Raw genomic sequence first — 21,909 nt, 5'->3', positions numbered from 1 at the left:
CTGGAGGCCATGAAGATGGAACAGCCCCTGAACGCCCACCGGTCGGGCACCGTCATCGGCCTCAAGGCCGAAGTCGGCACCTCCGTCTCCTCCGGCGCCGTCATCTGCGAAATCAAGGAGTGAACGGGACCGCCCGACCCGCACCGGCTCAGAGCCAGCCGCGCCGCTTGAACAGGAAGTACAGGAAGGTCACCACCGACGCCATCAGGCCGAGCACCGCTGGATAGCCCCAGACCTGGCGCAGCTCCGGCATGTGGTCGAAGTTCATGCCGTAGATCCCGGCGATCATCGTCGGGGCCGCCGCCATGGCCGCCCACGCGGAGATCTTGCGCATGTCGTCGTTCTGCCGCACACCCACCTGCGTCAGATGCGCCGCCAGGATGTCGGACAGCAGCCGGTCGAGCCCTTCCTCCGCCTCGTTGACGCGCGCCAGGTGGTCGGCGACATCGCGGAAGAACGGCTTGGTGCGCGCGTCGACGAACGGCGCGTTGCCGCCGGCCAGCCGGGCCATCGGCTCCGAGAGCGGACTGATGGCCCGGCGGAATTCCAGCACCTGGCGCTTGAAGGAGTAGATGACGCCCGCCACCCGCGAGGAGTCGCCGCCGGTGGGGGAGAAGACCTGCTCCTCCAACTCCTCCAGATCCACTTGCAGCTCCGCGGCGATGTCCAGATAGTCGTCCACGACCGCGTCGCAGATCGCGTAGAGCACGGCCACCGGACCGTGCCGCAGCACCTCGGGGGACTTCTCCAAACGGGAACGGGCGTCGGCGGCCGTCTTCGCGTGCCCGTGCCGCACCGTCACCACGAAGGAGTCGCCGATGAAGATCATCAGCTCGTCGGCCGTGACGCGGCTCTTCTCGTCGTCGTAGCGCAACGGCCGCACGACCGTGAACAGCGCCCCGTCGTACGCCTCCATCTTCGGCCGCTGACGGGCCTTGAGCGCGTCCTCGACGGCCAGCGGATGCAGGTCGAACTCGGTGGCGACCCGGTCGAACTCGCTCGTCGTCGGCTCGTGCATGCCGATCCAGACGAAGCAGTTCCCCGACGCGCGGGCCTCGGCGAGCGCGTCGGACAGGTCGTCCGGCGTCTTCTCGCGACGACCGTCCCGGTAGATGGCGCAATCCACGATCACGCGGTGATCCCTTCGGTGAACGTCCGCGGCCGTACCACCCACGCCCGCGCGGCTCCCGGGCCCGTCCGGCCCTGGCCCGCTCCTGCCCGGAACGCGCCGCTTCATGGCCGGATCGCGCCTCCGCCGCGCCACGCCACCGCGCGACCCGCCCGGTCGGCGCGGATCCCGGCGGCGCGGCTGACAGACTGGCCGCATGCAGGACACCTCCTTCTCTCTGACCCGTGTCCGGCTGCGGCAGTACCGCAGCATCCCGGAAGCCGACGTGGCGCTCGGCCCGCTCGTCTTCCTGATCGGGCCCAACGGCTCGGGGAAGAGCAACTTCCTCGACGCCCTGCGCCTGGTCTCCGAGGGACTGCGGACCTCCCTCGACGAAGCACTCGACCGGCGCGGCGGCGTCGCGCAGGTCCGCCGCAGGTCGGCGGGACACCCGACCCGCTTCAGCGTCGACCTCGACTTCCGCGGCCCGCACGGCGACGGCGGCTACGGAATCCAGGTCGCGGCCGAACGCGGCGGCGGCTTCCGTATCGTCCGCGAGCACTGCACCGTACGGGCCGCCGCCGCCCGCGACGGCGCGGGCACCGCACCGGCCGAGGCCACCTACCGGGTGGACGACGGGGTGCTGACCTCCAGCACCGAGTCCGGTATGCCCGCGGCCGACCGTCACCGCCTGCTGCTCGCCGACCTCGCCACCCGCAAGCCCTTCAAGCACGTCCACGACGGCCTCGCCGACATCGGCGTGTTCACCCTCAACCCGGAGGCCATGCGCGAGCCGCGGACGCCCGGATCCGGTCAACTCCTCCAGCGCGACGGCTCCGACATCGCCGCGGTACTGCACCGGCTGGGCCGGAGCGCGCGCGGCCGGGAGGACAAGGCGCGGATCGAGAGCTATCTGCGGCAGATCGTGCCGGGCATCCACGGCGTGACCCGGCGCACGCGCGGGGGCCGCGAGATCCTGGAGTTCACCCAGGACGTGCCCGGCGCCAAGGCGCCCTGGCGGTTCGGCGCGCCCTCCGTCTCCGACGGCACCCTGCGCGCACTCGGCGTCCTCACCTCGCTGTTCACCCCCGCGGGCGGCGCCTACAGCACGGTGGCCGTCGAGGAGCCCGAGACCGCCCTGCACCCCACGGCGACCGGCGCGCTGCTGGCCGCGCTGCGGGACGCCAGCGACCGCCGCCAGGTCATCGCGACCAGCCACAGCCCCGACCTCCTCGACACCGACGAGATCGACCCGGCGGAACTGCTCGCCGTCCGCGCGCCCGGCGGCCGTACCGTCATCGCCCCGCTCGACGCGCCCGCCACCTTCGCGCTCCGCGCCCAGCTCCACACCCCCGGCCAACTGCTGCGCGCCGACCAGCTCCTGCCGCACCCGTCCCCGCCCGCGGGGGAAGAGCGCGCGCGTGTGAGGTGAGACGGGCCGCCGTCCGCCCGCCCCGCGCGTCCACCGGTGAGCCGACGGCCGCCACGACGGAGTGAAGGACCGGTCGTGGCGCGCCGGGCGGCGCGGCGGCTGCCCTAGGGTGACGACGATGACTACCACGATCGTGTTCGACATCGGCGAGACCCTGATTTCCGACGCGCGGCACTGGGCGGGCTGGGCCGACTGGCTCGGCGTCCCGTCACACACCGTCTCGGCCCTGGTGGGAGCGGTCGTCGCCGAAGGGCGCGACGACGGCGACGCGCTGCGGCTGATCACCCCCGGCCTCGACATCCCCGCCGCCTACGCCGCCAGGGAGGCGGCCGGGCGGGGCGAGCACCTGGACGAGACGGATCTGTACCCGGACGTCCGCCCCGCGCTGGCCCGGCTGCGGGAGGCCGGCATCAAGGTGCTCGCCGCCGGCAACCAGACCGCCCGGGTCGGGGAGCTGCTGCGCGGCCTCGACCTGCCGCTCGACCTGGTCGCCACCTCCGCGGAATGGGCCGTCGCCAAACCGAGCCCCGGCTTCTACGCGAAGGTCGTCGAGGTCGCGGGGGCCGAACCCGAAGAGATCCTCTACGTCGGCGACCACCCCGGCAACGACGTCTTCCCCGCGAAGCGCGCGGGACTGCGCGTCGCCCACCTGCGCCGCGGGCCCTGGGGCCACCTGTGGGCCGACGACCCCGACGTGGCCGCCGCCGCGGACTGGCGGATCAACTCCCTGACCGAACTCGTCGCCATCGCGTCCCGCTGACCAACACCGGCACCGGCACCGGCATCGGCACCGGCATCGGAAGCCGTACCGCGCGCGGACCGCGACGGGATTGATCATCCGTTCCGTGGGGAGGCGGAGGAATGACGAGAGAGGGCGGGGACATGAGCACGAGCTACCAGGACGGCTGGATCGAGTGCACACCTGACGCGCTCCGGATCCGCGGCTACTACTTCCCCTGGGGCACCAAGACGATTCCGTACGCGTCGATCCGCACGGTCACCCGCGTGAAGATGGGCGTGTTCAGCGGGCAGGGCCGCATCTGGGGCACCGCGAACCCCCGTTACTGGGCGAGCCTCGATCCGCGGCGGCTGTCCAAGACGGAAGGTCTCGTCCTGGACACCGGGAAATTCGTCCGGCCCTTCATCACCCCGGACGATCCGGCGGCCGTCGAGAGCATCCTGCGCGAGCGCTCCGGCGCCGGACCGGACGACCGGGATTCCTAGGGCCTGACCGATCCCGTACGCCTGTCCGCAGCGGGGCCGATCGTACGGAGGGCGTCAGCCGAGCGCACCCGCCACCGTCACGGCGGGCCCGGTCCGGCTGACGTCACCGGTCCCCGCCGCGATCAGCGCCGAGGCGGCGGCCCGGGCGGCGACGGCCGCCGAGGGGTCGCGGTCCATCCGGGCGGAGATCCCGGCGCCGTCGTAGAGCAGATGGAGCTGGCGGCCCAGCGACCGCGGGTCGGCGGCGCCCGCCTCACCGGCGAGGCGGGTGAACAACTCCCGCAGCCAGGCACGGTAGTTGTCCGCGGCCTCCTCCACGAGACTGCCGGGACCGGCCTCCGCGCCGGCCCGGACGAAGGCGCAGCCGTGGAAGTCCGGTTCCCCGAAGAGCGCCCCCTGCGCCTCGAAGACCGCCAGCAGCCGCTCGCGCGGAGTGTCGCGGCTGTCGACAGCGTCGGTGATCCGCTGGGTGATGCCCGCGTGGCGGCTGTCGAGGTAGGCCCGGATGAGCTGTTCCTTGCCGCCGAAGGTGTTGTACAGCGACGCCTTGGCCACGCCCGCGTGCTCGATGACCCGGTCGATGCCGACGCTCCGCACGCCCTCGGCGTAGAACAGCTCGTCCGCGGCGGCGAGCAGTCGCTCACGCGCCGACGGCTTCGTGGTGGTCCGGGAAGTCGCCATGGCCGTCACCTTTCGGACAGATCTGTCTGCATTATGCCCCGGCGGCGGGACAAGCCCGGCGGCGACGAGCCGGGACGGTCGGGGGGTGGTCGCGCCCGGCCCGGGGTCCGAGGTCACACGGCCGGCCGGGGGGACTGCTCGGAGGCGGCCCAGGTCAGTTGCTTGAGCTCCATCCGGGCGGCCGGAGCCGTTCCGGGCAGCGACGCCCAGTAGGGATGGGTGGAGATCCGGACGGAGAGCCTTTGCAGGCGGCGCCGGAGCACGGTGGTCTGCGTACCGGCGGGAGCGTCGGCGAGCAGGCGGTAGGTGATGTACCAGTCGCGCTGCGCCTCGATGAGATCAGCGGGGAAGTCGTGCTGCTTCATGGGGGCAATCCTGGCACGTGTTCGAATATTTGTGCGAGTCCATCTCGCCACGTTCGTACGACAGCAGCCCCTCCGCCGCCGGTGGCCGGGGACGCGGCCGGGTGGAGAGGCGGTGGAGGGGCGGAGAATGGGGGAGAGGGGGACAATCGGGGTGTTCGCCCGCGTGTCGCTGCTCACGCGCCGCGGCTCGCCCCCGGTGGAGGAGGTCCGGACATGAACGAGGCAACGCGACGGCAGGGCGCGACCGTGTGGGACCCGGCGACGGACGGCGCCACCGCGGGCCATGGCATGGGGGACCGGCCCAAGGGGCCGCACAACATCCAGAACCACTCCGAGGAGTTCGACCAGTCGGTCCGGGACGCGGAGACCGAGGCGGCCACCGCCGATCGGGCCCGCTTCCACGGCGTGTCCGTCCGGCTGCTGGAGTCGGGCACGGCGGTGCACGACATGATCCAGGCGCTGTTCAACAAGGAGACGACCGCCCCGGCCGATCTGCGGCCGGTGGCCGACGCCTTCCGTCGGCACTGCGCCGCCAAGGACGCCACGGCGGGGCGCGCGCTGGAGTCCCACCCGCCGGTCGCCGAGGCGGTCAGGCGCGACCGCGAGGAGGGCGCGTACCTCCTCGCCCTCCTCGACGGCTCCATCGCGTCGCCGGGTCCGGCCGGAACGCGCGCCCAGACCGTCAACGGTGTGCTGGCCGACATCGACCAGTTCCTCGGCCACGAACAGCGCGACTTCATCCCGCTGATCGAGCGCGAACTCCCGGTCTCGCAGAGCAACCGCCTGGCCGCCTCCTTCGACGGCTGACGGCTGACTACTGACTACTGACGGCCGGAGGACGACGCGTACGCCTGACGCCTGCGACGCCTGCGCCTCACACCTGCGCGTACGCCCGAACCCCGCGCTCCGACCGGCGGCCCCGCTGCCGCCTCACTACCTGCCCATCAGCTCCCGCGCCGCCGACGCGACCGCGTCCGCCGTCAGCCCGAAGTGCTCGTAGAGTTCGGCGGCCGACGCCGACGCGCCGAACTCCTGGACGCCGATCGACCGGCCGTCGAGGCCGATCAGGTCGTACCAGCCCTGACCGACGCCCGCCTCGACCGCGATCCGGCGGCGTACGCCCGGCGGGATGACACTGTCGCGGTACGCCGCGTCCTGCGCGTCGAACCACTCACGGCACGGCATCGACACGACGCGCGCCCGTATCCCGTCCGCGGCCAGCGCCCGCGCCGCGGCGACGGCGAGCTGCACCTCGGACCCGGTGGCGATGACCACGACGTCCGGGTCGGCCGGACCGGCCGACGGGTCCGCGACGGGCGCCTCGTACCGTACGTAACCGCCCCTGACCGCCTCGGCGGCCGAGCCGAACCCGTCCGTGCCGTCGGGGAAGACCGCCAGGTCCTGACGGCTGAGGCTGAAACCGGTCGGCCCGGCGGACCCGGCCGCGCCGAGCACCTTCCACAGGGCGACGGCCGTCTCGTTGGCGTCACCGGGCCGCACGATGTCCAGGCCCGGAATCGCGCGCAGGGACGCCAGGTGCTCGACCGGCTGGTGGGTCGGGCCGTCCTCGCCGAGGCCGATGGAGTCGTGCGTCCACACGTAGAGCGTCGGCAGCTTCATCAGCGCGGCGAGCCGTACCGCCGGGCGCATGTAGTCGCTGAAGACGAGGAAGGTGCCGCCGTAGGGACGGCTGAGGCCCGACAGCGCGATGCCGTTCATCGCGGCGGCCATGAAGTGCTCGCGGATTCCCCAGTGGACGGTGCGTCCCGCCGGGTCGGCGCCGGGCTGCGCGCTCGACGCCGGAAGGAAGGACGAACTGCCCTCCACCGTCGTGTTGTTGGAGTCGCCGAGGTCGGACGAGCCGCCCCACAGCTCGGGCAGTTCCGCCGCCGCCGCGTTCAACGCCCGCCCGAACGCCTTCCGCGTGGCCACCTGGGTGTCCGCCGCGAAGACCGGACGCGCGTCCTCGAAGGCGGCGGGGAGCCCCTTGGCCGTCAGCCGGTCGAGCAGCGCCCGCCCGTCCGGATTCCCGCGCGCCCACGCGTCGAACGCCGCGTCCCACTCCCGGTGGGCCGCCGATCCCGCCGCGCGCGCCGCCGACGTCAGCCGCTCGTGGAGATCGGCCGATACGTCGAAGGCGGTGTCCGGGTTCACGCCGAGGACGGACTTCGCCGCGCGGACCGCGTCCGCCCCGAGAGCGGAGCCGTGCGACTTCGCGGTGTTCTGCGCGCCGGGCACCGGCCAGGAGATGATGCTGCGCATCAAGACGATCGACGGCCGCGTCGTCTCGGCGGCGGCCTCCTCCAGCGCCCGCGACAGGGCGGACACGTCGATGTCGCCGTCGGCCGCGAGGCCGACCCGCTGCACGTGCCATCCGTACGCCTCGTAGCGGGCGCCGACGTCCTCGCTCGTGGCCAGGTCCGTGCTGCCCTCGATGGAGATCCGGTTGTCGTCGTAGACGACGACGAGGTTGCCCAGGCGCTGGTGCCCCGCGAAGGAACCGGCCTCGGCGCTGATGCCCTCCTGGATGTCGCCGTCGGAGCACAGGACGAACACCCGGTGGTCGAAGGGGCTTGTCCCCTCGGGCGCGTCGGGGTCGAGCAGGCCGCGCTCGCGGCGGGCGCCCATCGCCATCCCGACCGCGGTGGCGATGCCCTGGCCGAGCGGCCCGGTCGTGGTCTCCACACCCGGCGTGTGCCCCCACTCGGGGTGCGCAGGGGTGAGGCTGCCGCGCTTCCGGTAGGCGCGCAGGTCGTCCAGCGTGAGCGGATATCCGGCGAGGTAGAGCTGGATGTACAGCGTGAGGCTGGAGTGACCGCAGGACAGGACGAACCGGTCCCGCCCGCGCCACCGGGGGTCGGCGGGGTCGTGGCGCAGGAAGCGCCGGAATATCAGATGGGCGGCGGGCGCCAGGCTGACGGCGGTGCCGGGGTGACCGTGGCCCGCCTCCTGCACGGCGTCCATGGCCAGGACGCGGGCGGTGGTCACGGCCCGCTGGTCGTCCTCGGTCCAGGGTATGTGGGCATGCTGAACGTACGTGCTCGTCACGAGCGCTCCTTCGACACGAAAAGAGGGTGCGGGCGGGGCGGGGCCCGCCGGCTCACCAGAGGGTGTAGCCGCCGTCGATGACGAGGATCTCGCCGGTGACGAAGGACGAGGCGGGGCTGGCCAGGTAGAGCGCGGCCGGGGCGATCTCCGACGCCTGCGCGTACCGCTGCATGGGCACTTCGTCGATCCAGTAGTGCTTGTACTCGGGCAGGTCGATGTCCGAGATCTCGGTCTTCGTGTAACCGGGCGCGATCGCGTTGACCCGTACCGACCTCGGCGCCCACTCGGCGGCCAGGGACTTGGTCAGGTGGTGCACCCCGGCCTTGGACACGGCGTAAGGGGCGTGCCACTGCGGGCGGTTGATGATCATGCCGGACATGGAGCCGACGTTGACGATCGATCCGGTGCCGCGCTCGACCATCGACTCGCCGACGACCTGGCTGACCTTCCAGACCGCGTCGAGGTTGGTGGCCATCACACGGTCCCAACTGTCGTCGTCGATGGTCAGGGACTCGCCGTGGATGCCGATGCCCGCGTTGTTGATCAGGACGTCGACCGGGCCGAGCTCCGCGGTGACCCGCTCGTTCATGGCCACGATGTCCGCGCGGCTGGTGACGTCGGTCCTCGTCGAGATCGCGGTGGCGCCCAGCGCGGTGAGTTCGGCGACCGCCTCGGCGTTGCGCGCCTCGTCCCGGCCCGCGATGGCGACGGACGCGCCCGCTTCCGCCAGCGCGGTGGCGATGGCCTTGCCGATACCGCGGTTTCCGCCGGTGACGACGGCGACCTTGCCGTTCAGCCGGAACTGGTCCAGGACACTCATGCCGATTGCTCCTCGGTTGACGTCGGCGCTGACTGCGCGTCGGGCACCCGGACGATCCGGTCCGCGCGGGTGCGGGTTGCGTGAATGAGTTCTGCGTTGCGCTGGTCGGAGCCGTGCGACCGCTCGTACGCCTCCGCCGCCGACCGGCCGTACCGCATGTGCCGGGCGATCAGCCGTTCCATGCGCACGTCCTCGTCGGGGTCGACGTACCAGCACGCGTCGAGCAGCGGCTGTACGGCTCCCCACCGGGGCCCGTCGACCAGCAGGTAGTTGCCCTCGGTGACGACCAGCGGGACGTCACGGGGGACGGGCACCGCGCAGGCTATGGACTCCTCGATGGCGCGGTCGAAGAACGAGGCGTAGACGACCTCCTCGTCGCGGGCGCGCAGCCGGCGCAGGAGGTTGATGTAACCGGCCGCGTCGAAGGTGTCGGCGGCCCCCTTGGAGGCGTGGCGGCCGAGCCGGTGCAGTTCGGCGTTGGCCAGGTGGAAGCCGTCGAGGCTGACGAGCACCGCCTGGTCACCGAGTGCGTTCACCAGGGCTTCGGCGAGAGTGGACTTCCCGGAGCCGGGCGCGCCCGTGATTCCGAGGATCCGGCGCTGCCCGGAAGTGATCAGCGCCCGGGCCGAGTCGATGAGGGCGTCGTAGTCCGCGCCGTCGGCCCCGGGATTGTGCTGGGGGTCGGCGGCCGGTCCTGGGGGGTTCAATTTTCGCCTTTCGAGAGATCCGTCGGTGCCGCGTGCGCGCCCTGCGGGGCGGAGTCCCCGGCGGGTGCTTCCACGCCCACGAGGGTGTCCGGCGCCTTGGCGCCGGTCATGACGGCGACGGCTTCTTCCATGCTGGTGTCGTTCTTGTCGACCAGGGCGATACGCCGCCCCAGCCGGTGGATGTGGATCCGGTCCGCGACCTCGAAGACGTTAGGCATGTTGTGGCTGATGAGCACCACCGGCAGGCCGTTGTCGCGGACGCGCAGGATCAGGTCGAGGACCTGGTTCGTCTCGCGCACGCCGAGCGCGGCGGTCGGTTCGTCCATCACCACGACGCGGGTCGCCCACGCGGCGACGCGCGCCACCGCGACGGCCTGCCGCTGCCCGCCGGAGAGCGTCTCGACCTTCTGCCGGATGGACTGGACGCGGATGCCCAGGTCGGCCATCTGCTGGGCCGAGCCGCGGCGCATGGCGCCCTTGTCCAACTGCCGGAAGACCGTGCCGAGTACGCCGCGACGGCGCTGCTCCCGGCCGAGGTAGAGATTCTGCGAGATGTCCAGGGCCGGGGCCACGCCCAGCTCCTGGTACACCGTCTCGATGCCCGCCCTGCGCGCGTCGAGCGGGCTGCGGAACTGCACTTCCTCGCCGTTCAGACGCAGGGTGCCGGAGCCGGGGACGACCGCGCCGGTCAGCGATTTGATCAGCGTCGACTTGCCCGCGCCGTTGTCCCCGATGACGGCCAGGATCTCGCCGGGCCGCAGGTCGAAGTCGGTGTTGTCCATGGCCACGACGTGGCCGTAGTGCTTGGTGAGGCCGCGGCCCTCCAGCACCTTCGGCTGGGACCCGGACTCGGCGGGCTGGGACCCGGTGGGGGTGTACCTGCCGGGAGCGGATCCGTCGGGCAGGGATGCGGAGTGCGTCATCGCGACTGCCTCCTTCGTACGAGTTGGTCGACGCCGACCGCGACGACCACCAGGACACCGGTGGCGACCTGCTGGTAGAGCGAGTCGATACCGGCCTGGGTGAGGCCGTTCTGCAGCACGGTCACGATCAGCGCGCCGATGAACGTTCCGATGACGCCGCCGCGACCGCCGAACAGGCTGGTGCCGCCGATGACGACCGCGGTGATGCTGTCGAGGTTGGCGGTCGAGTAACCGCTCGGGTCGGCGGTCGGGGTACGGCCGAGCGCCTGCCAGGCGGCGAAGACGTAGACGACCGCGGCGACCATGTACACCCCGAGGAGCAGGCGCTTGACCTTGATCCCGGCGAGTTCGGCGGCCTTGTGGTTGTCACCGAGTGCGTAGACCCGCGTGCCCCAGGAGGTCTGTCCGAGGGCGTAGGCCAGGACGGCGGTGAGGCCGATCCAGAGCATCACGCCGTAGGTGATCGTCACCCCGCCGACCGTCACACCGTTGTTGAGGCAGGTCAGCAGGCTGGAGTTGATCGGGTACGTCTGCGACGAGGTGTAGAGCCGGGCCGCCGCGGCCACCACGGACATCACGCCGAGGGTGACGATGAACGGTGGCAGTCTCAGCAGCGAGACCAGCGCGCCGTTGACCGAGCCGACCGCCACGCACACCACCAGGCCGACCAGCAGCGCCAGGGCCGGGTTGTTGTGGACGGCGATCTTGCCGATCACGACAGAACCGAGCACCATGATCGCGCCGTTGGCCAGGTCGATGCCCGACGTCAGGATGATCAGGGTCTGTCCGAGGGCGAGGGTGCCGACCACGACGGACTGCTGGGCGATCAGCGACAGATTCTCCGAGTTGAAGAACGTGCTGGTCGACAGCGTGAAGACGATCACCGCGACGATCAGGGCGGCGAGCGGTCCGGCGATCTGGTTGCCGGCGAAGGCGCGGAGCAGGCTGCCGCGCGAGATCCCCGTCTCCAGCGCCTCCGCGTCCGCGTCATGCGTCGTCGTTCCTGTCACTTCGGACCCCAGCAGTGGTCGAGGCCCCAGGCGGAGGTCTCGGAGGCGATGCCCTTGACCGGCTTGTCGGTGATCAGGACGGTGCCCGAGTCGGTGACGCCGGCCTTCGGCTTGGTGCCGTCCTTGATGTAGGCGGCGGCGGCCTCGACGGCCATCTCACCCATCTTGCTGGGGAACTGCATGGCGGTGGCGCCGATGACGCCGTTCTTCACGTCCTGGACGCCGGAGCACGCGCCGTCGACCGAGACCAGCGTGGTCTTGCCCGCGAGGCCCTTGTTCTTGATCGCGGTGTAAGCGCCGTGCGCGGTCGGCTCGTTGATCGTGTAGACGACGTTGATGTCGGGGTGGGCCGACAGCAGGTTCTCCATCGCGGACTGCCCGGTGTCGATCGTGCCCTGGGTGAGCGCGGTGCCCGCCACCTGCGGCGACTTGGCGGTGATGCCGTAGCCCTCGAGGAAGCCGTCGTGGCGTCCCTTGGCCGGACCGTCGGACAGGTCGAAGTCGAGCATCGCGATGTGCGGGTCCTGCGGCGAGGACGCCTTGGCCCACTGGCCGATGAGCTTTCCCGCGGCGACGTTGTCGGTCGCGTAGGTGGCGTCCGCGGCGCTCTCCGGCGACAGCGGCGAGTTGACGGTCATCACGAGGATGCCCTTGTCCCTCGCCTGCTTCACCACGCCGTTGAGCGCGGTCGCGTTGGCCGGGGTGAGCACGATGGCCTTGACCTTGTTGGCGATCATGTTCTCGATGGCGGTCACCTGGGTGGCGGAGTCACCGGGCACCTTGGCCTCGGCCTTCATGACCTTCCAGCCCTTGGCCTTGGCGGCGGCCTCGGTCGCCTTCTCCAAGGTGCCGAAGAACGGGTTGCTCAGGTTCAGCTCGACGATGCCGATCGTGACCGCTCCGCCGGAACTGCCGGTGGTGCTGCCGCTGCTCGAACTGCACCCCGCGACGGCGAGGGCACAGGTTCCGGCCAGGGCCATGACTCCGAGCTGTGCCGGTCTGCTGGCCCATCGGGTGATCTTCATGGGGTTCCTCCTGGATGCGGGGCCGTTAACTCGGCCAGTCGGCAGAGCACGGGGCGATGACAGAGATATTTCGCAATGTTTCACTGGCTGTCAAGCAGAAATATTTATCTTTTGTCTTTCCACCGACAAAAGAACGTGCTTCACTAAGCTCTGGCCGACGTCCGAGACCGGGAGTGAGATGACTGCGACGACCAGTACGACGACAGGCGGCCCGTCACCGTGGCGGGCCGACGAGGGGCCTGGAAGAATCCTGGAACTCATCACCACGGGCCAGGCCCGCACGCGGTCCGCCCTCACCCAGGTCACGGGCCTGTCCCGGTCCACGGTCGGCCAGCGGCTCGACGCGCTGTTCGCCGCCGACCTGATCCGCGAGGGCGCGGAGAACGTGCCCTCGCGCGGTCGGCCGTCCAAGACGCTCCAGCTCAACCACGCGGCGATGCTGATGATCGGCGTGGACATCGGCGAGGAGCGGACCCGTATCGCGGTCACCGACCTCAACACCAACATCCTGGTCGACCGGGTCGAACGACTCGCCCTCGGTGAGGGCCCCGACGTCCTGCTCGACAAGATCACCGAGACCGTGCGCGACATGATCGTCCAGGCCGGACTGGGCGACATACCGGTGGCGGGCATCGGCCTCGGCCTGCCCGCGCCCGTGGACTACGACGCGGGCAAGGTGCTCGGCTGGTCGATCATGTCCGGCTGGGACGGCTACGACATCCGCGGCCACCTGCGCAGGACCTGGCAGGTCCCGATCCTGATCGACAACGACGTCAATCTGCTCACCCTGGCCGAGCACCGGCGGTTCTGGCGCGACGAGCCGCATCTGCTCTACATCAAGGCCGGTACGGGGGTCGGCAGCGGCATGGTGATCGGCGGCCAGATCAACCGCGGCGCCCAGGGTGCGGCGGGCGACATCGGCCACGCGCACATCGGCGGCTTCGGCGACCCCCAGTGCCGCTGCGGGAACCTCGGCTGCCTGGAAGCCCTGATCGGCGGCTGGGCCCTCGCCCGTGACCTGCGCAGCCGCCAGCACAGCGACAGCCACGACGCGCGCTATGTCGTCACCCAGGTCAAGCGCGGCGACACCGAGGCCGTCGCCAGCCTGCGGGCCGCGGGCCGCGTCCTCGGCGAGATGGTCGCCTACGCCACCAGCCTGCTCAACCCCGACGTCATCGTCCTCGGCGGCATGCTCGGCACCACCGGCGACCACCTGCTGGCAGGCGTGCGCGAGGTGATCTACCAGCGCTCACTCCCGCTGGCCACCCGGCAGTTGCGCATCGTGCCCACCCGCTACAAGTCCCGCGCCGGGATCGCGGGCGCGGGCTATCTCGTCCGCGACCACGTCCTGAATCCCGCGACCCTGGACATCACCCTGGCCGCCGGAGGCTCCCCGATCGCGGTGACGTGACCTCCGGCCCCCGCGGCTACGTGGTCGCCAGCAGCGTGGCGACCAGGCCGCGCGCCCATGCGCTGGAAGCGGGGCGGGCGCTGAAGATCGCGCGGTAGTACAGCGGGCCGAGCAGCGTGTCGACCGCGCGCTCCAAGGACGGGACCTTGCCGCCGCGCGCCTGCTCGCGCTCGATGATCGCGCGGAGCTGGTCGTGCCGGTCGGCCGTGCACGCGCAGCCGCCCTCCGGGCCCGAGCCGATCGTCGCGCGCATCAGGGCCAGCACGTCGGGGTCGGCGAGGTCGGTGGCGACGTCGCCCATCCACCGCTCCAGGTCACCGGCCAGCGAGCCGGAGTCGGGTACGACGATGTCGCCGCTGAACCTGCTGGTCGCGACGTCGGCCAGGAGCTGCGCCACCGAACCCCAGCGCCGGTAGACGGTGGTGGGGTGCACCCCGGCGCGCGCGGCGACGGCGGGAATGGTGAGCGCGTCGCCCGGTTCCGTGGCGAGCGATTCCTCGACGGCTCGGTGCACTGCGGCCCGTACGCGTGCGGAACGGCCACCGGGACGGGTCTGGACTGCTTCGGTCATGCGGAAATTATCGCACCAATCGCTGCGTTAGCATGAACGTCGCTAACGCAACGATCACTGCAATCGGAGAGTCGTATGACCGGCGCGCTGACGCCCCAAGAGAAGAGCCCCGCGTCCCCGGGTGTCACGTCCCGGGGCGCCGAGCCCGTGGCGATACCGGGCGCGGGGAACGGCTCCCGGCGGCGCGGCCTGAGCCGTCCCGTCGCCTTCGCCGCCATCGCCGCGATCTTCATCCTGTTCATGGCGGCGTCGAGCGCGCCGTCCCCGCTCTACGTCGTCTACCAGCACGAATGGAACTTCTCCGCGTCCATGCTGACCACCGTCTTCGCGGTGTACGTCGTCGGCATGATCGGCGCGCTGCTGGTGCTCGGGGCGCTGTCGGACCACATCGGCCGCCGCCCCGTCCTCGTCTCGGCCATCGCGCTCGAAGCCGTGGCGATGCTGCTGTTCATCGTCGCGGGAGACGTCTCCGTGCTGCTGGTGGCCCGCTTCGTCCAGGGCATCGCCACCGGCGCGGCCATGACGACACTCGGCGCGACCCTGGTCGACCTCAACCCACCGCACGCACCGCACCGCGCCGGAGTCATCAGCGGCGCGGCCCCCACCTTCGGCCTCGGCGTGGGCGCGCTCGGCTGCGGCTTCCTCGTGCAGTACGGCCCGCACCCGACCCGCCTGGTCTACGTACTCCTGCTCGCCGGTCTGGTGCTCGCGGGCCTGCTCGTCTCTCTGCTGCCCGAGACCTCGCAGCGGCGGCCCGGCGCGGCGCGCTCGCTGCAACCGCGCCTCGGCGTCGCCCCCCGGCTCCGCGCCGACCTCGTCGGACTCGTGCCGATCCTCGTCGCGAGCTGGGCGCTGGGCGGTCTGTACCTCGCGCTCGGCCCCTCGGTCGCGGTGGGACTGTTCGGCCTGTCCAGCCACGTCATCGGCGGACTCGTCGTCACCCTGCTGTGCGGACCGGCCTCGATCACCGCCTTCGCCCTGCGCGGCTGGCCCACCGAACGCACCCTCGCGCTCGGCGCCGCCCTGCTGGTCACCGGCACCGCCGTCGGCCTGGCCGGAGTGCAGGCCGAGTCGGTCACCACGGCCGCCCTCGGCACCGCCGTCGCCGGTGTCGGCTTCGGCGCCGCCGGTCTGGCCAGCTTCGGCACCCTCGCCCGGATCGCCGAACCGGCCGAGCGCGGCGAACTCTTCGCCGTCGCCTTCGTGATCTCCTACCTCGCGTTCAGCATCCCCGCCGTGGTCGCCGGATTCGCCACCACCGACGTCGGCCTCCACCGCACCGCCGTCGTCTACAGCGCGGCCGTCATCGTCTTCGGCGCCCTCGCCCTGATCGCCCAACGCGTCCGTATCAGCCGCACGGCGGCGAACGCGTAGCACCGACGCGCGGCGCCCACCCGCAGCACCCGCGGTCCTCGGCCCCACGGCCGAGGACCGACGGGCGTCAGCGGGTGAGCAGCGCGGCGACCGCCCGGGCGGTGGGGAGGGACTCGCCGTGGGTGAAGACCGCGTTGACCGCCTCGGGCAGGACGTCCTCGGTGCCCGGCCAGCCGAGGCACACGACGACGGCGCCGGGGGAGAGGGCCAACTGCCGTGCGAGCGCCGCGTCCTGGGCGGGATCGCTGCCGGGCGTGCCGACCAGGACCACATCGGCCGGAATACCGGGGGAGGCCGTACCGTCCTGCGCCTCGCCCGGTGTCAGGTCCCCCTGCTGGGCCCGGCCCTCGACGGTCGCCGTCCGCGCGAAGACCGCCTCGACGGTCGAGCCGGGCAGCCGTTCGAGCAAGGCGTCCGCGACCAGGTCGGAGAGCCGCCCGGTCGCCACATTGCGCCGCCTGCGCACGTCCACGACGCGCACCGCCCCGCTCAGCGAGCCGGCGACCTGTCCGCGTACGCGCAGCGCCCGCCGCGCCGCGGCGGCGTTGGCGTCGGTCACGTCCGACGTCACCGAAGCTTCCGAGACGTCGCCGCCTCGGGCCCCTCGGGCCCGTTGGGTCCAGTCCGCGAGGGCGTGGACGCGGGCCGCCGCCTCTTCGAGCCGGGCCACCGGCAGGCGGCCCTCGGCGACCGCCCGCGTCACCGCGTCCAGCACCGCGCGGAATTCCTCCTCGTCGGTGGGCGTGTCACCGGTCAGCGGCAGGCCCGGATTGCCCAGGCACACCAGATCGACGCCCGCGGCCAGCGCCCGTACCGCGCTCTCGGCGAAGCCGATGGTCTCGGCGACCGCCAGCATGCTGATCGCGTCGGAGACGATCACGCCGTCGAAGCCCAGACCGTCGCGGAGCAGGGCGACGACGGCGGGACTGACCGTCGCCATGGCGCTGTCCAGCGCGGGGAAGACGATGTGCGAGGTCATCACGCAGCGCACCCCGGCCTCCACCGCGCCAGCGAACGGCACGAGGTCCCGGCTCCGCAGCGTCTCCAGATCGACCGCCACGACCGGCAGGCCCACGTGCGAGTCGACCTTCGTGTCGCCGTGACCGGGGAAGTGCTTGGCGCAGGCGGCGACCCCCTCGGCCTGCATCGCGGTCACGAACGCGGCCGTGTGCGTGCCGACCAGATCGGGGTCCGCGCCGAAGGAGCGCACCCCGATCACCGGGTTGGCGGGGTCGGAGTTGACGTCCGCCACCGGCGCGAGCGCCAGGTCGATGCCCGCCGCACGTACGTCACGGGCGATCCCGCGCGCGACGGCCCCGGTCAGCGCGAGGTCGTCGGCGCGGCCGAGCACCGCCGCACCGACGTGCGGAGAGCCGCCGCGCACATGCAGCCGGGTGACACCGCCGCCCTCCTCGTCCATCGCGATGACCGCCCGCCCGGCCGCGTGGATCCGCTCCGACAGCGCCGCGGTCTGCTCGGGCGACTCCAGATTGTGCCCGAAGTAGCAGACGGAGCCCAGGCCGTCGCGCAGGGCGTCGAGCAGCCACGGCGGCGCCGACGTACCGGTGAAGCCCGGCATGAGGACGGCGTGGACCAGTCGCCGGGTCCGCTCGTCCACGGCGGGCGCCGTGCTCGTGGTGCTCCCGGAGGCCCCGGTGTTCACAGATGACATGGAGTCCTCACTTCACGGCGCCGGCCACCAGGCCCATGGTCAGCCGTCGTTGGGCCAGCACGAAGACGATCACGACCGGAATCGTCACCAGCGTGGAGGCCGCCATCAGGCCGCCCCAGTCGTTGGTGTTCTGGCCGAGGAACTCCGCGAGGCCGACGCCGACGGTCATCCTGTTCTGGTCGGACAGGAAGGTCAGCGCGAAGGTGAACTCCTCCCAGGCCAGGACGAAGGAGAACGCGCTGGTGGCGATGAGTCCCGGCACGACCAGCGGCAGCAGGATCGAGCGGAACATCCGCCACCAGGAGCAGCCGTCCAGGTAGGCGGCCTCCTCCAACTCGACCGGCACCGCGGCCACGAAGCCCCGCAGATTCCAGATCGCGAACGGCAGCGCGAAGGCCGTGTAGACAACCGCCAGGCCCAGCAGCGAGTTGAGCATCCGCAAGTCCTTCATCTGAAGGAACAGCGGGATGACCAGCGCCTCGGCGGGCAGCATCTGCACCACGAGGATCAGCACCAGCACGGTGGTGCGCAGCCGGAACCGGAAGCGCGCCATGGCGACCGCGCCGAGCAGCGCGAGCACACCCGAGGCGACCACCACGATCACGGTGACGATCGCCGAGTTGACCATGTAGCGGCCGAAGCCGCCCGAGGCCCCCGAGGACATCACCTTCGAGAAATGCCCCATCGTGAAGTGCGTGGGGAACAGGCTGTCCGTGCCCGAACTCGCCCGCCCGTTCAGGGCCGTGGAGAGCATGAAGTACACCGGGAACAGCGTGAACAGCAGGACCAGCGCCGTGGCCGCGAACTTGCCGGTCCTGACCCAGTTGGAGGATCTGGCAGTCATCGGATCTCATCCTCTTTGAACAGCACCCGCAGGTACACCGCGGTGATCGCCAGCAGTACGACGGTGAGCAGGACGGCGATGGCCGCGCCCAGCCCGTACTGGTTCTGGTTGATCGCCTTCATGTAGGACCACACACCGAGGTTGAGCACGTCCGGGTTGGAGCCCGCGCCGCCCGGCATCAGGTAGATCTGGGTGAAGACCTTGAAGTCCCAGATCGTCGAGAGCACGGTGACCACGGCGAACACCGGCCGCATCACCGGCACCGTGACGTGCCAGAACCGCTGCCAGGCGCTCGCGCCGTCCAGCCGGGCCGCCTCGTGCAGTTCCTGCGGCACCGTGGTCAGCCCGGCGAAGACGGTGATGGCGACGAACGGGTAGCTGTGGTGGATCACGTTCAGCTCGGCGATCGAGTAGAACGACAGCCGGTCGGTGAACCAGTTGTACCCGTCGGGACCGAGCAGCCCGACACTCTGGAAGACCCGCCGGGCCAGGCCCGAGTCCGGATCGAAGATCCACACCCAGACATAGGTGCCGGTGACCGCGGGCAGCGCCCACGCGATGAGCGCGGAGGCGACGACGGCGGCCCGCGACTTGGGACCCAGGGTCTGGAGCAGCAGCGCCACCAGCGTCCCGAAGACGATGGTGCCCGCGACGGCGACCAGCGCGAAGAGCACGGTGTTCGGCAGCACGGTGTGCCACAGATACGAGCCCGCCAGCGCCTCGCGGTAGTTGTCCACACCGATGTACGTCGGGTGGCCGGAGATGATCTCCTTGAGGCCGTAGCGCTGGAACGACAGATAGGTGACGCGCACGATCGGGTAGAGCAGCAGCGCCGCGATCACGGCCAGCGGCGCGGCGAGCAGCAGCCACGGCCGCAGCCGGGCCACGAGCGGCGGCGTGCGCCGGACCGGACGGCGCGCGTCCTCCGCGAGTGCGGGGACGGTGCGCACGCCGTCGGTCACGGTGACGTCCTCCACGTCAGCTCCCCTGGAGCGTCTTGGTGATGGAGTCAGAGGCTGTCGTGGTGGCCTTCTGCACCGAGGTGCCGGTAAGGATCGACTGGAGCATCTGCGTCACGGTCTGGTCGCCCTCGACGGCGCCCCACTGCGGCGCGCTCGGCACGTTCTTGCCCGCTTCGAGCATCGTCTTGGCGAACGGCGCCACCAGCGGGTCGGGGCTGTTGGCGTACTGCTTGAGCTGCGTGGTGGTGCTGGGGAAGTAACCCGCCTGGTCCGCCCACTGCTTGCTCAGGCCGCCGGTGGTCATCATCTTGATGAACTTCCAGGCCAGATCGGGGTTCTTGCTGGTCTTGAGGACCGCGAGGTTGGAGCCGCCGAGGAACGCGGGCGCGATGCCGCCGTCCTTGCCCGGGATCGGGAAGGCGCCGATCTTGTCCTTGAGGGTGGGGTCGGTGGCGACCGCGGTCTTCGGGGTCCAGTTGCCCTGGATCACCATGGCGGCCTTGCCCTTGACGAAGGAGTCGAGCAGGTCGGTCTCCTTCCAGGTCGAGGCGCCGACGCTGGAGGAGTCGTCCTTGAGCGCGAGGTTGGTGTAGAACTCCAGGCCCGCCCGGGCCTGCGGCGAGTCGAGGGTGCCGGTCCACTTGCCGCCGCTGTCCTTGGCGAAGTCACCGCCCGCACCCCAGATGAAGGGCGCCGAGGCGTACGAGCTGGCGCCGGCGATCGGCATGGGCATCATGTCGGGCTTCTTCTGCTTGAGCGTCTTCACGGTCTGCTCGAGCTCGGCCCAGGTGGCCGGGGTCTTCAGGCCCAGTTCGGTGAAGACGTCCTTGCGGTAGACGATCGCCCGCACGCCGGCGTACCAGCCGACGCCGTACTGCTTGCCGTCGTAGGTCGCGGAGTCCTTCAGAGCGGGGATCAGGTCCTTGGAGATGCCGGCGGAGTCGATCTGCTGGGTGAGGTCGGTGAGCCCGCCCGCGGCGGCGAACTCCGGGGTCCAGGTGGTGCCGATCTCCGAGACGTCGGGACCGCCGCCGCCCGCGAAGGCGCGGACCAGCTTGTCGTGGGCGTCGGCCCACTGCACTTCCTGGATCTTCAAGGTGGCGCCGGTCTCGGCGGCGAACTCCTTCTTCGCCGCGGCGTAGAAGGCCGTCGCGTCCGGGTTGGTGCCCTTCATGACCCACCAGGTCAGCGACTTGCCGTCGGCCGAGGAGGGGGAAGAGGAGGACGAGCCGTCGTTCCCGCACGCGGTGAGCAGGAAGACGGCCGCGGTGAGCCCGGCAATGCCTGCCTTGCACATAGATCTCATCGAGCTGTGTCTCCTTCGCGGTGCGGTGCCAGAGGTGTCGGACGGGGACCCCGGCGGCGCCGTCCCCCGTACGCGCAGCCCCGCCCGTCGGGCGTACGGCATGGCCGGACGGTCCGGCTGCGGACCGCCCTTGGGCTGCGGTGATTCGGCAAGTATGGAGATGACGGCCTGACGCGTCAATAACTACCGCGAGCGGCGGTCATAGTGTTCGTTTTTAACATCATCTCCGGGCTACGCTGTCGCTGACGTCATCTGGAGGAAGCCATGGCCAAGCGCGCACTGTTGCCCGTGCCCACCGCGCAGGACGCGTCCGCCGCGGTCCCTCCGACCGCGGCGGCCCCTCCCGTCTCCGGCGTCACGGCGCACCGGGCGCCCGACGACGCGCTCGCCGGTGACGTACTGGTCAGGATCCGCGGCGCCGTCCCCTCCCTCCAGCCCGCGGAGAAGCGGGTCGCGGCGGCGATCCTGAGCGATCCGGCCGGGGCGGCGCGGCTGTCCAGCACGGCGCTGGCCGGGCAGGCGGAGACCTCGGTGACGACGGTGATGCGCTTTTGCCGGACGATCGGGCTGCGCAATTACCCGCACCTGCGCGTGGCGCTGGCCGGAGCGGCGGCGCGCGAGGACGCGCAGAGCGCGGACCGGCTACGGGCCAGCGGCGACATCAGCGAGGCGGACACCCTCGCCCAGGTCGTGGACAAAATCGTGTACAACGAGGCGCGGGCGCTGGAGGAGACCGGCGCCAACCTCGACCTCGACACCCTGGAACTGGCCGTACGGGCGATATCCCAGGCCCGCAGGATCGACATCTTCGGCATCGGGGCGAGCGGCTTCGTCGGCCAGGACCTGCACCAGAAGCTGCACCGCATCGGCCTCATGGCGTTCATCTGGACGGACGCGCACGCGGCCCTGACTGCCGCCGCCCTGCTCGGCAAGAACGACGTGGCGGTCGGCATCTCCCACTCCGGCGCCACCGTGGACACCGTCGACCCCCTGGAGGCCGCCGCCGAGCGCGGCGCGACCACCATCGCCCTCACCAACTTCGCGGGCTCGCTGCTCACCCGGTCCGCCGACCTGGTGCTCACCACCGCGGTCCGCGAGATGCCCCTGCGGTCCGGCTCCACCGCGAGCCGGATCGCCCAACTGGCCGTGGTCGACTGCCTGTTCGTCGGCATCGCCCAGCGCTCGTACGACCGCGCGACCGCCGCGCTCGCGCAGACCTACGGCGTGGTGCACCAGCGCCGCCCCCACCCCCACCCCGGCCGACGCGCGTCAGCCGAGGACCACTGACCCCGCCACACCGCTCGACTCGCCCGCCGCCACCGCCCTGCCGCCTTCTACGCCGACGCCCTCCGTGCGCGGTACTGCCCTCAGCCCAGCGCTCCGGTGCCGGCTCCGCGGCCGTCCGAGCCCCCTTCGAAGCACCTGA

Annotated in this window: 22 protein-coding genes; 8 read left to right on the top strand and 14 right to left on the bottom strand. The window is 71.4% G+C overall.

Going from position 1 to position 21,909, the window contains the following annotated elements; all coding sequences use genetic code 11:
* A partial coding sequence (locus ABZX65_RS31395) for a biotin/lipoyl-containing protein (protein WP_355347656.1) occupies positions 1-123 on the top strand: 123 nt, incomplete at its 5' end.
* Positions 124-148: 25 nt separating this feature from the next.
* On the opposite strand, the gene corA is transcribed toward ABZX65_RS31395, so the two are convergent.
* Complete coding sequence (gene corA, locus ABZX65_RS31390) at positions 149-1,132, bottom strand: magnesium/cobalt transporter CorA (protein ID WP_355347640.1); 984 nt, start codon at positions 1,130-1,132, stop codon at positions 149-151.
* A gap of 193 nt (positions 1,133-1,325) precedes the next feature.
* On the opposite strand from corA, the gene ABZX65_RS31385 reads away from it, so the two are divergent.
* From ABZX65_RS31385 to ABZX65_RS31375, 3 genes are all read left to right on the top strand, one after another.
* On the top strand, positions 1,326-2,540 hold the full coding sequence (locus ABZX65_RS31385; protein ID WP_355347637.1) for an ATP-binding protein: 1,215 nt from the start codon (positions 1,326-1,328) through the stop codon (positions 2,538-2,540).
* Positions 2,541-2,658: 118 nt separating this feature from the next.
* Positions 2,659-3,300: an HAD-IIIA family hydrolase gene (locus ABZX65_RS31380; RefSeq protein ID WP_355347634.1), complete on the top strand. Its 642-nt coding sequence runs from the start codon at positions 2,659-2,661 to the stop codon at positions 3,298-3,300.
* A 122-nt stretch (positions 3,301-3,422) separates the two neighbouring features.
* Positions 3,423-3,764 carry a hypothetical protein gene (locus tag ABZX65_RS31375; RefSeq protein ID WP_355347631.1) on the top strand — a complete coding sequence of 114 codons (342 nt, stop codon included), beginning with the start codon at positions 3,423-3,425 and terminating at the stop codon, positions 3,762-3,764.
* A 54-nt stretch (positions 3,765-3,818) separates the two neighbouring features.
* On the opposite strand, the gene ABZX65_RS31370 is transcribed toward ABZX65_RS31375, so the two are convergent.
* The gene (locus ABZX65_RS31370) at positions 3,819-4,445 is read right to left on the bottom strand and encodes a TetR/AcrR family transcriptional regulator (RefSeq protein ID WP_355347628.1); all 627 of its coding nucleotides are present in this window, start codon (positions 4,443-4,445) and stop codon (positions 3,819-3,821) included.
* A gap of 113 nt (positions 4,446-4,558) precedes the next feature.
* Positions 4,559-4,810, bottom strand: a complete 252-nt coding sequence (locus tag ABZX65_RS31365) for a hypothetical protein (RefSeq protein ID WP_355347625.1) — start codon at positions 4,808-4,810, stop codon at positions 4,559-4,561.
* Positions 4,811-5,023: 213 nt separating this feature from the next.
* Here ABZX65_RS31365 and ABZX65_RS31360 point away from each other — a divergent pair, with 213 nt between their 5' ends.
* Positions 5,024-5,617 carry a hypothetical protein gene (locus tag ABZX65_RS31360; protein WP_355347622.1) on the top strand — a complete coding sequence of 198 codons (594 nt, stop codon included), beginning with the start codon at positions 5,024-5,026 and terminating at the stop codon, positions 5,615-5,617.
* A 126-nt stretch (positions 5,618-5,743) separates the two neighbouring features.
* On the opposite strand, the gene tkt is transcribed toward ABZX65_RS31360, so the two are convergent.
* From tkt to ABZX65_RS31330, 6 genes are read right to left on the bottom strand one after another with little or no spacing between them, the layout of a single operon-like run.
* Positions 5,744-7,858: a transketolase gene (gene tkt, locus ABZX65_RS31355; protein WP_355347619.1), complete on the bottom strand. Its 2,115-nt coding sequence runs from the start codon at positions 7,856-7,858 to the stop codon at positions 5,744-5,746.
* 52 nt (positions 7,859-7,910) lie between these two features.
* Positions 7,911-8,678 (bottom strand): glucose 1-dehydrogenase, encoded by a 768-nt coding sequence (locus ABZX65_RS31350; protein ID WP_355347616.1) that lies wholly within the window; start codon positions 8,676-8,678, stop codon positions 7,911-7,913.
* The gene (locus ABZX65_RS31345; RefSeq protein WP_355347614.1) at positions 8,675-9,385 is read right to left on the bottom strand and encodes a nucleoside/nucleotide kinase family protein; all 711 of its coding nucleotides are present in this window, start codon (positions 9,383-9,385) and stop codon (positions 8,675-8,677) included. Before ABZX65_RS31345 ends, ABZX65_RS31350 begins: the two co-directional genes overlap by 4 nt.
* Positions 9,382-10,308: an ATP-binding cassette domain-containing protein gene (locus ABZX65_RS31340; protein ID WP_355347611.1), complete on the bottom strand. Its 927-nt coding sequence runs from the start codon at positions 10,306-10,308 to the stop codon at positions 9,382-9,384. The genes ABZX65_RS31345 and ABZX65_RS31340 overlap by 4 nt, the downstream gene beginning before the upstream one ends.
* Positions 10,305-11,318 carry an ABC transporter permease gene (locus ABZX65_RS31335; protein ID WP_355347608.1) on the bottom strand — a complete coding sequence of 338 codons (1,014 nt, stop codon included), beginning with the start codon at positions 11,316-11,318 and terminating at the stop codon, positions 10,305-10,307. The genes ABZX65_RS31340 and ABZX65_RS31335 overlap by 4 nt, the downstream gene beginning before the upstream one ends.
* The gene (locus tag ABZX65_RS31330) at positions 11,315-12,343 is read right to left on the bottom strand and encodes a substrate-binding domain-containing protein (protein WP_355347605.1); all 1,029 of its coding nucleotides are present in this window, start codon (positions 12,341-12,343) and stop codon (positions 11,315-11,317) included. The genes ABZX65_RS31335 and ABZX65_RS31330 overlap by 4 nt, the downstream gene beginning before the upstream one ends.
* Before the next feature lie 178 nt (positions 12,344-12,521).
* Between ABZX65_RS31330 and ABZX65_RS31325 the strand changes: the two genes are divergently transcribed.
* The gene (locus tag ABZX65_RS31325; RefSeq protein ID WP_355347602.1) at positions 12,522-13,754 is read left to right on the top strand and encodes an ROK family protein; all 1,233 of its coding nucleotides are present in this window, start codon (positions 12,522-12,524) and stop codon (positions 13,752-13,754) included.
* Positions 13,755-13,770: 16 nt separating this feature from the next.
* Here ABZX65_RS31325 and ABZX65_RS31320 read toward each other — a convergent pair whose 3' ends face one another.
* Positions 13,771-14,325, bottom strand: coding sequence for a TetR/AcrR family transcriptional regulator C-terminal ligand-binding domain-containing protein (locus ABZX65_RS31320; protein ID WP_355347598.1), 555 nt, complete (start codon positions 14,323-14,325; stop codon positions 13,771-13,773).
* Between the two features lie 75 nt (positions 14,326-14,400).
* Between ABZX65_RS31320 and ABZX65_RS31315 the strand changes: the two genes are divergently transcribed.
* Positions 14,401-15,699: an MFS transporter gene (locus tag ABZX65_RS31315; RefSeq protein WP_355347595.1), complete on the top strand. Its 1,299-nt coding sequence runs from the start codon at positions 14,401-14,403 to the stop codon at positions 15,697-15,699.
* A 67-nt stretch (positions 15,700-15,766) separates the two neighbouring features.
* On the opposite strand, the gene ABZX65_RS31310 is transcribed toward ABZX65_RS31315, so the two are convergent.
* From ABZX65_RS31310 to ABZX65_RS31295, 4 genes are read right to left on the bottom strand one after another with little or no spacing between them, the layout of a single operon-like run.
* Entirely contained in the window at positions 15,767-17,371 is a 1,605-nt protein-coding gene (locus ABZX65_RS31310; protein WP_355347592.1) for a glycoside hydrolase family 3 N-terminal domain-containing protein, read from the bottom strand.
* Between the two features lie 7 nt (positions 17,372-17,378).
* A complete protein-coding gene (locus tag ABZX65_RS31305) occupies positions 17,379-18,215 on the bottom strand; it encodes a carbohydrate ABC transporter permease (protein ID WP_355347589.1) in 837 nt (278 codons plus the stop codon).
* Complete coding sequence (locus ABZX65_RS31300; protein WP_355347586.1) at positions 18,212-19,192, bottom strand: sugar ABC transporter permease; 981 nt, start codon at positions 19,190-19,192, stop codon at positions 18,212-18,214. The genes ABZX65_RS31305 and ABZX65_RS31300 overlap by 4 nt, the downstream gene beginning before the upstream one ends.
* Before the next feature lies 1 nt (position 19,193).
* Positions 19,194-20,483, bottom strand: coding sequence for a sugar ABC transporter substrate-binding protein (locus ABZX65_RS31295; RefSeq protein WP_355347582.1), 1,290 nt, complete (start codon positions 20,481-20,483; stop codon positions 19,194-19,196).
* A gap of 264 nt (positions 20,484-20,747) precedes the next feature.
* On the opposite strand from ABZX65_RS31295, the gene ABZX65_RS31290 reads away from it, so the two are divergent.
* A complete protein-coding gene (locus ABZX65_RS31290; RefSeq protein WP_355347579.1) occupies positions 20,748-21,770 on the top strand; it encodes a MurR/RpiR family transcriptional regulator in 1,023 nt (340 codons plus the stop codon).
* Positions 21,771-21,909: the final 139 nt, after the last annotated feature.

This window comes from Streptomyces sp. NPDC003300, from assembly GCF_040610915.1.
GTDB lineage: Bacteria > Actinomycetota > Actinomycetes > Streptomycetales > Streptomycetaceae > Actinacidiphila.
This window is presented reverse-complemented; position numbering and strand designations above follow the sequence as displayed.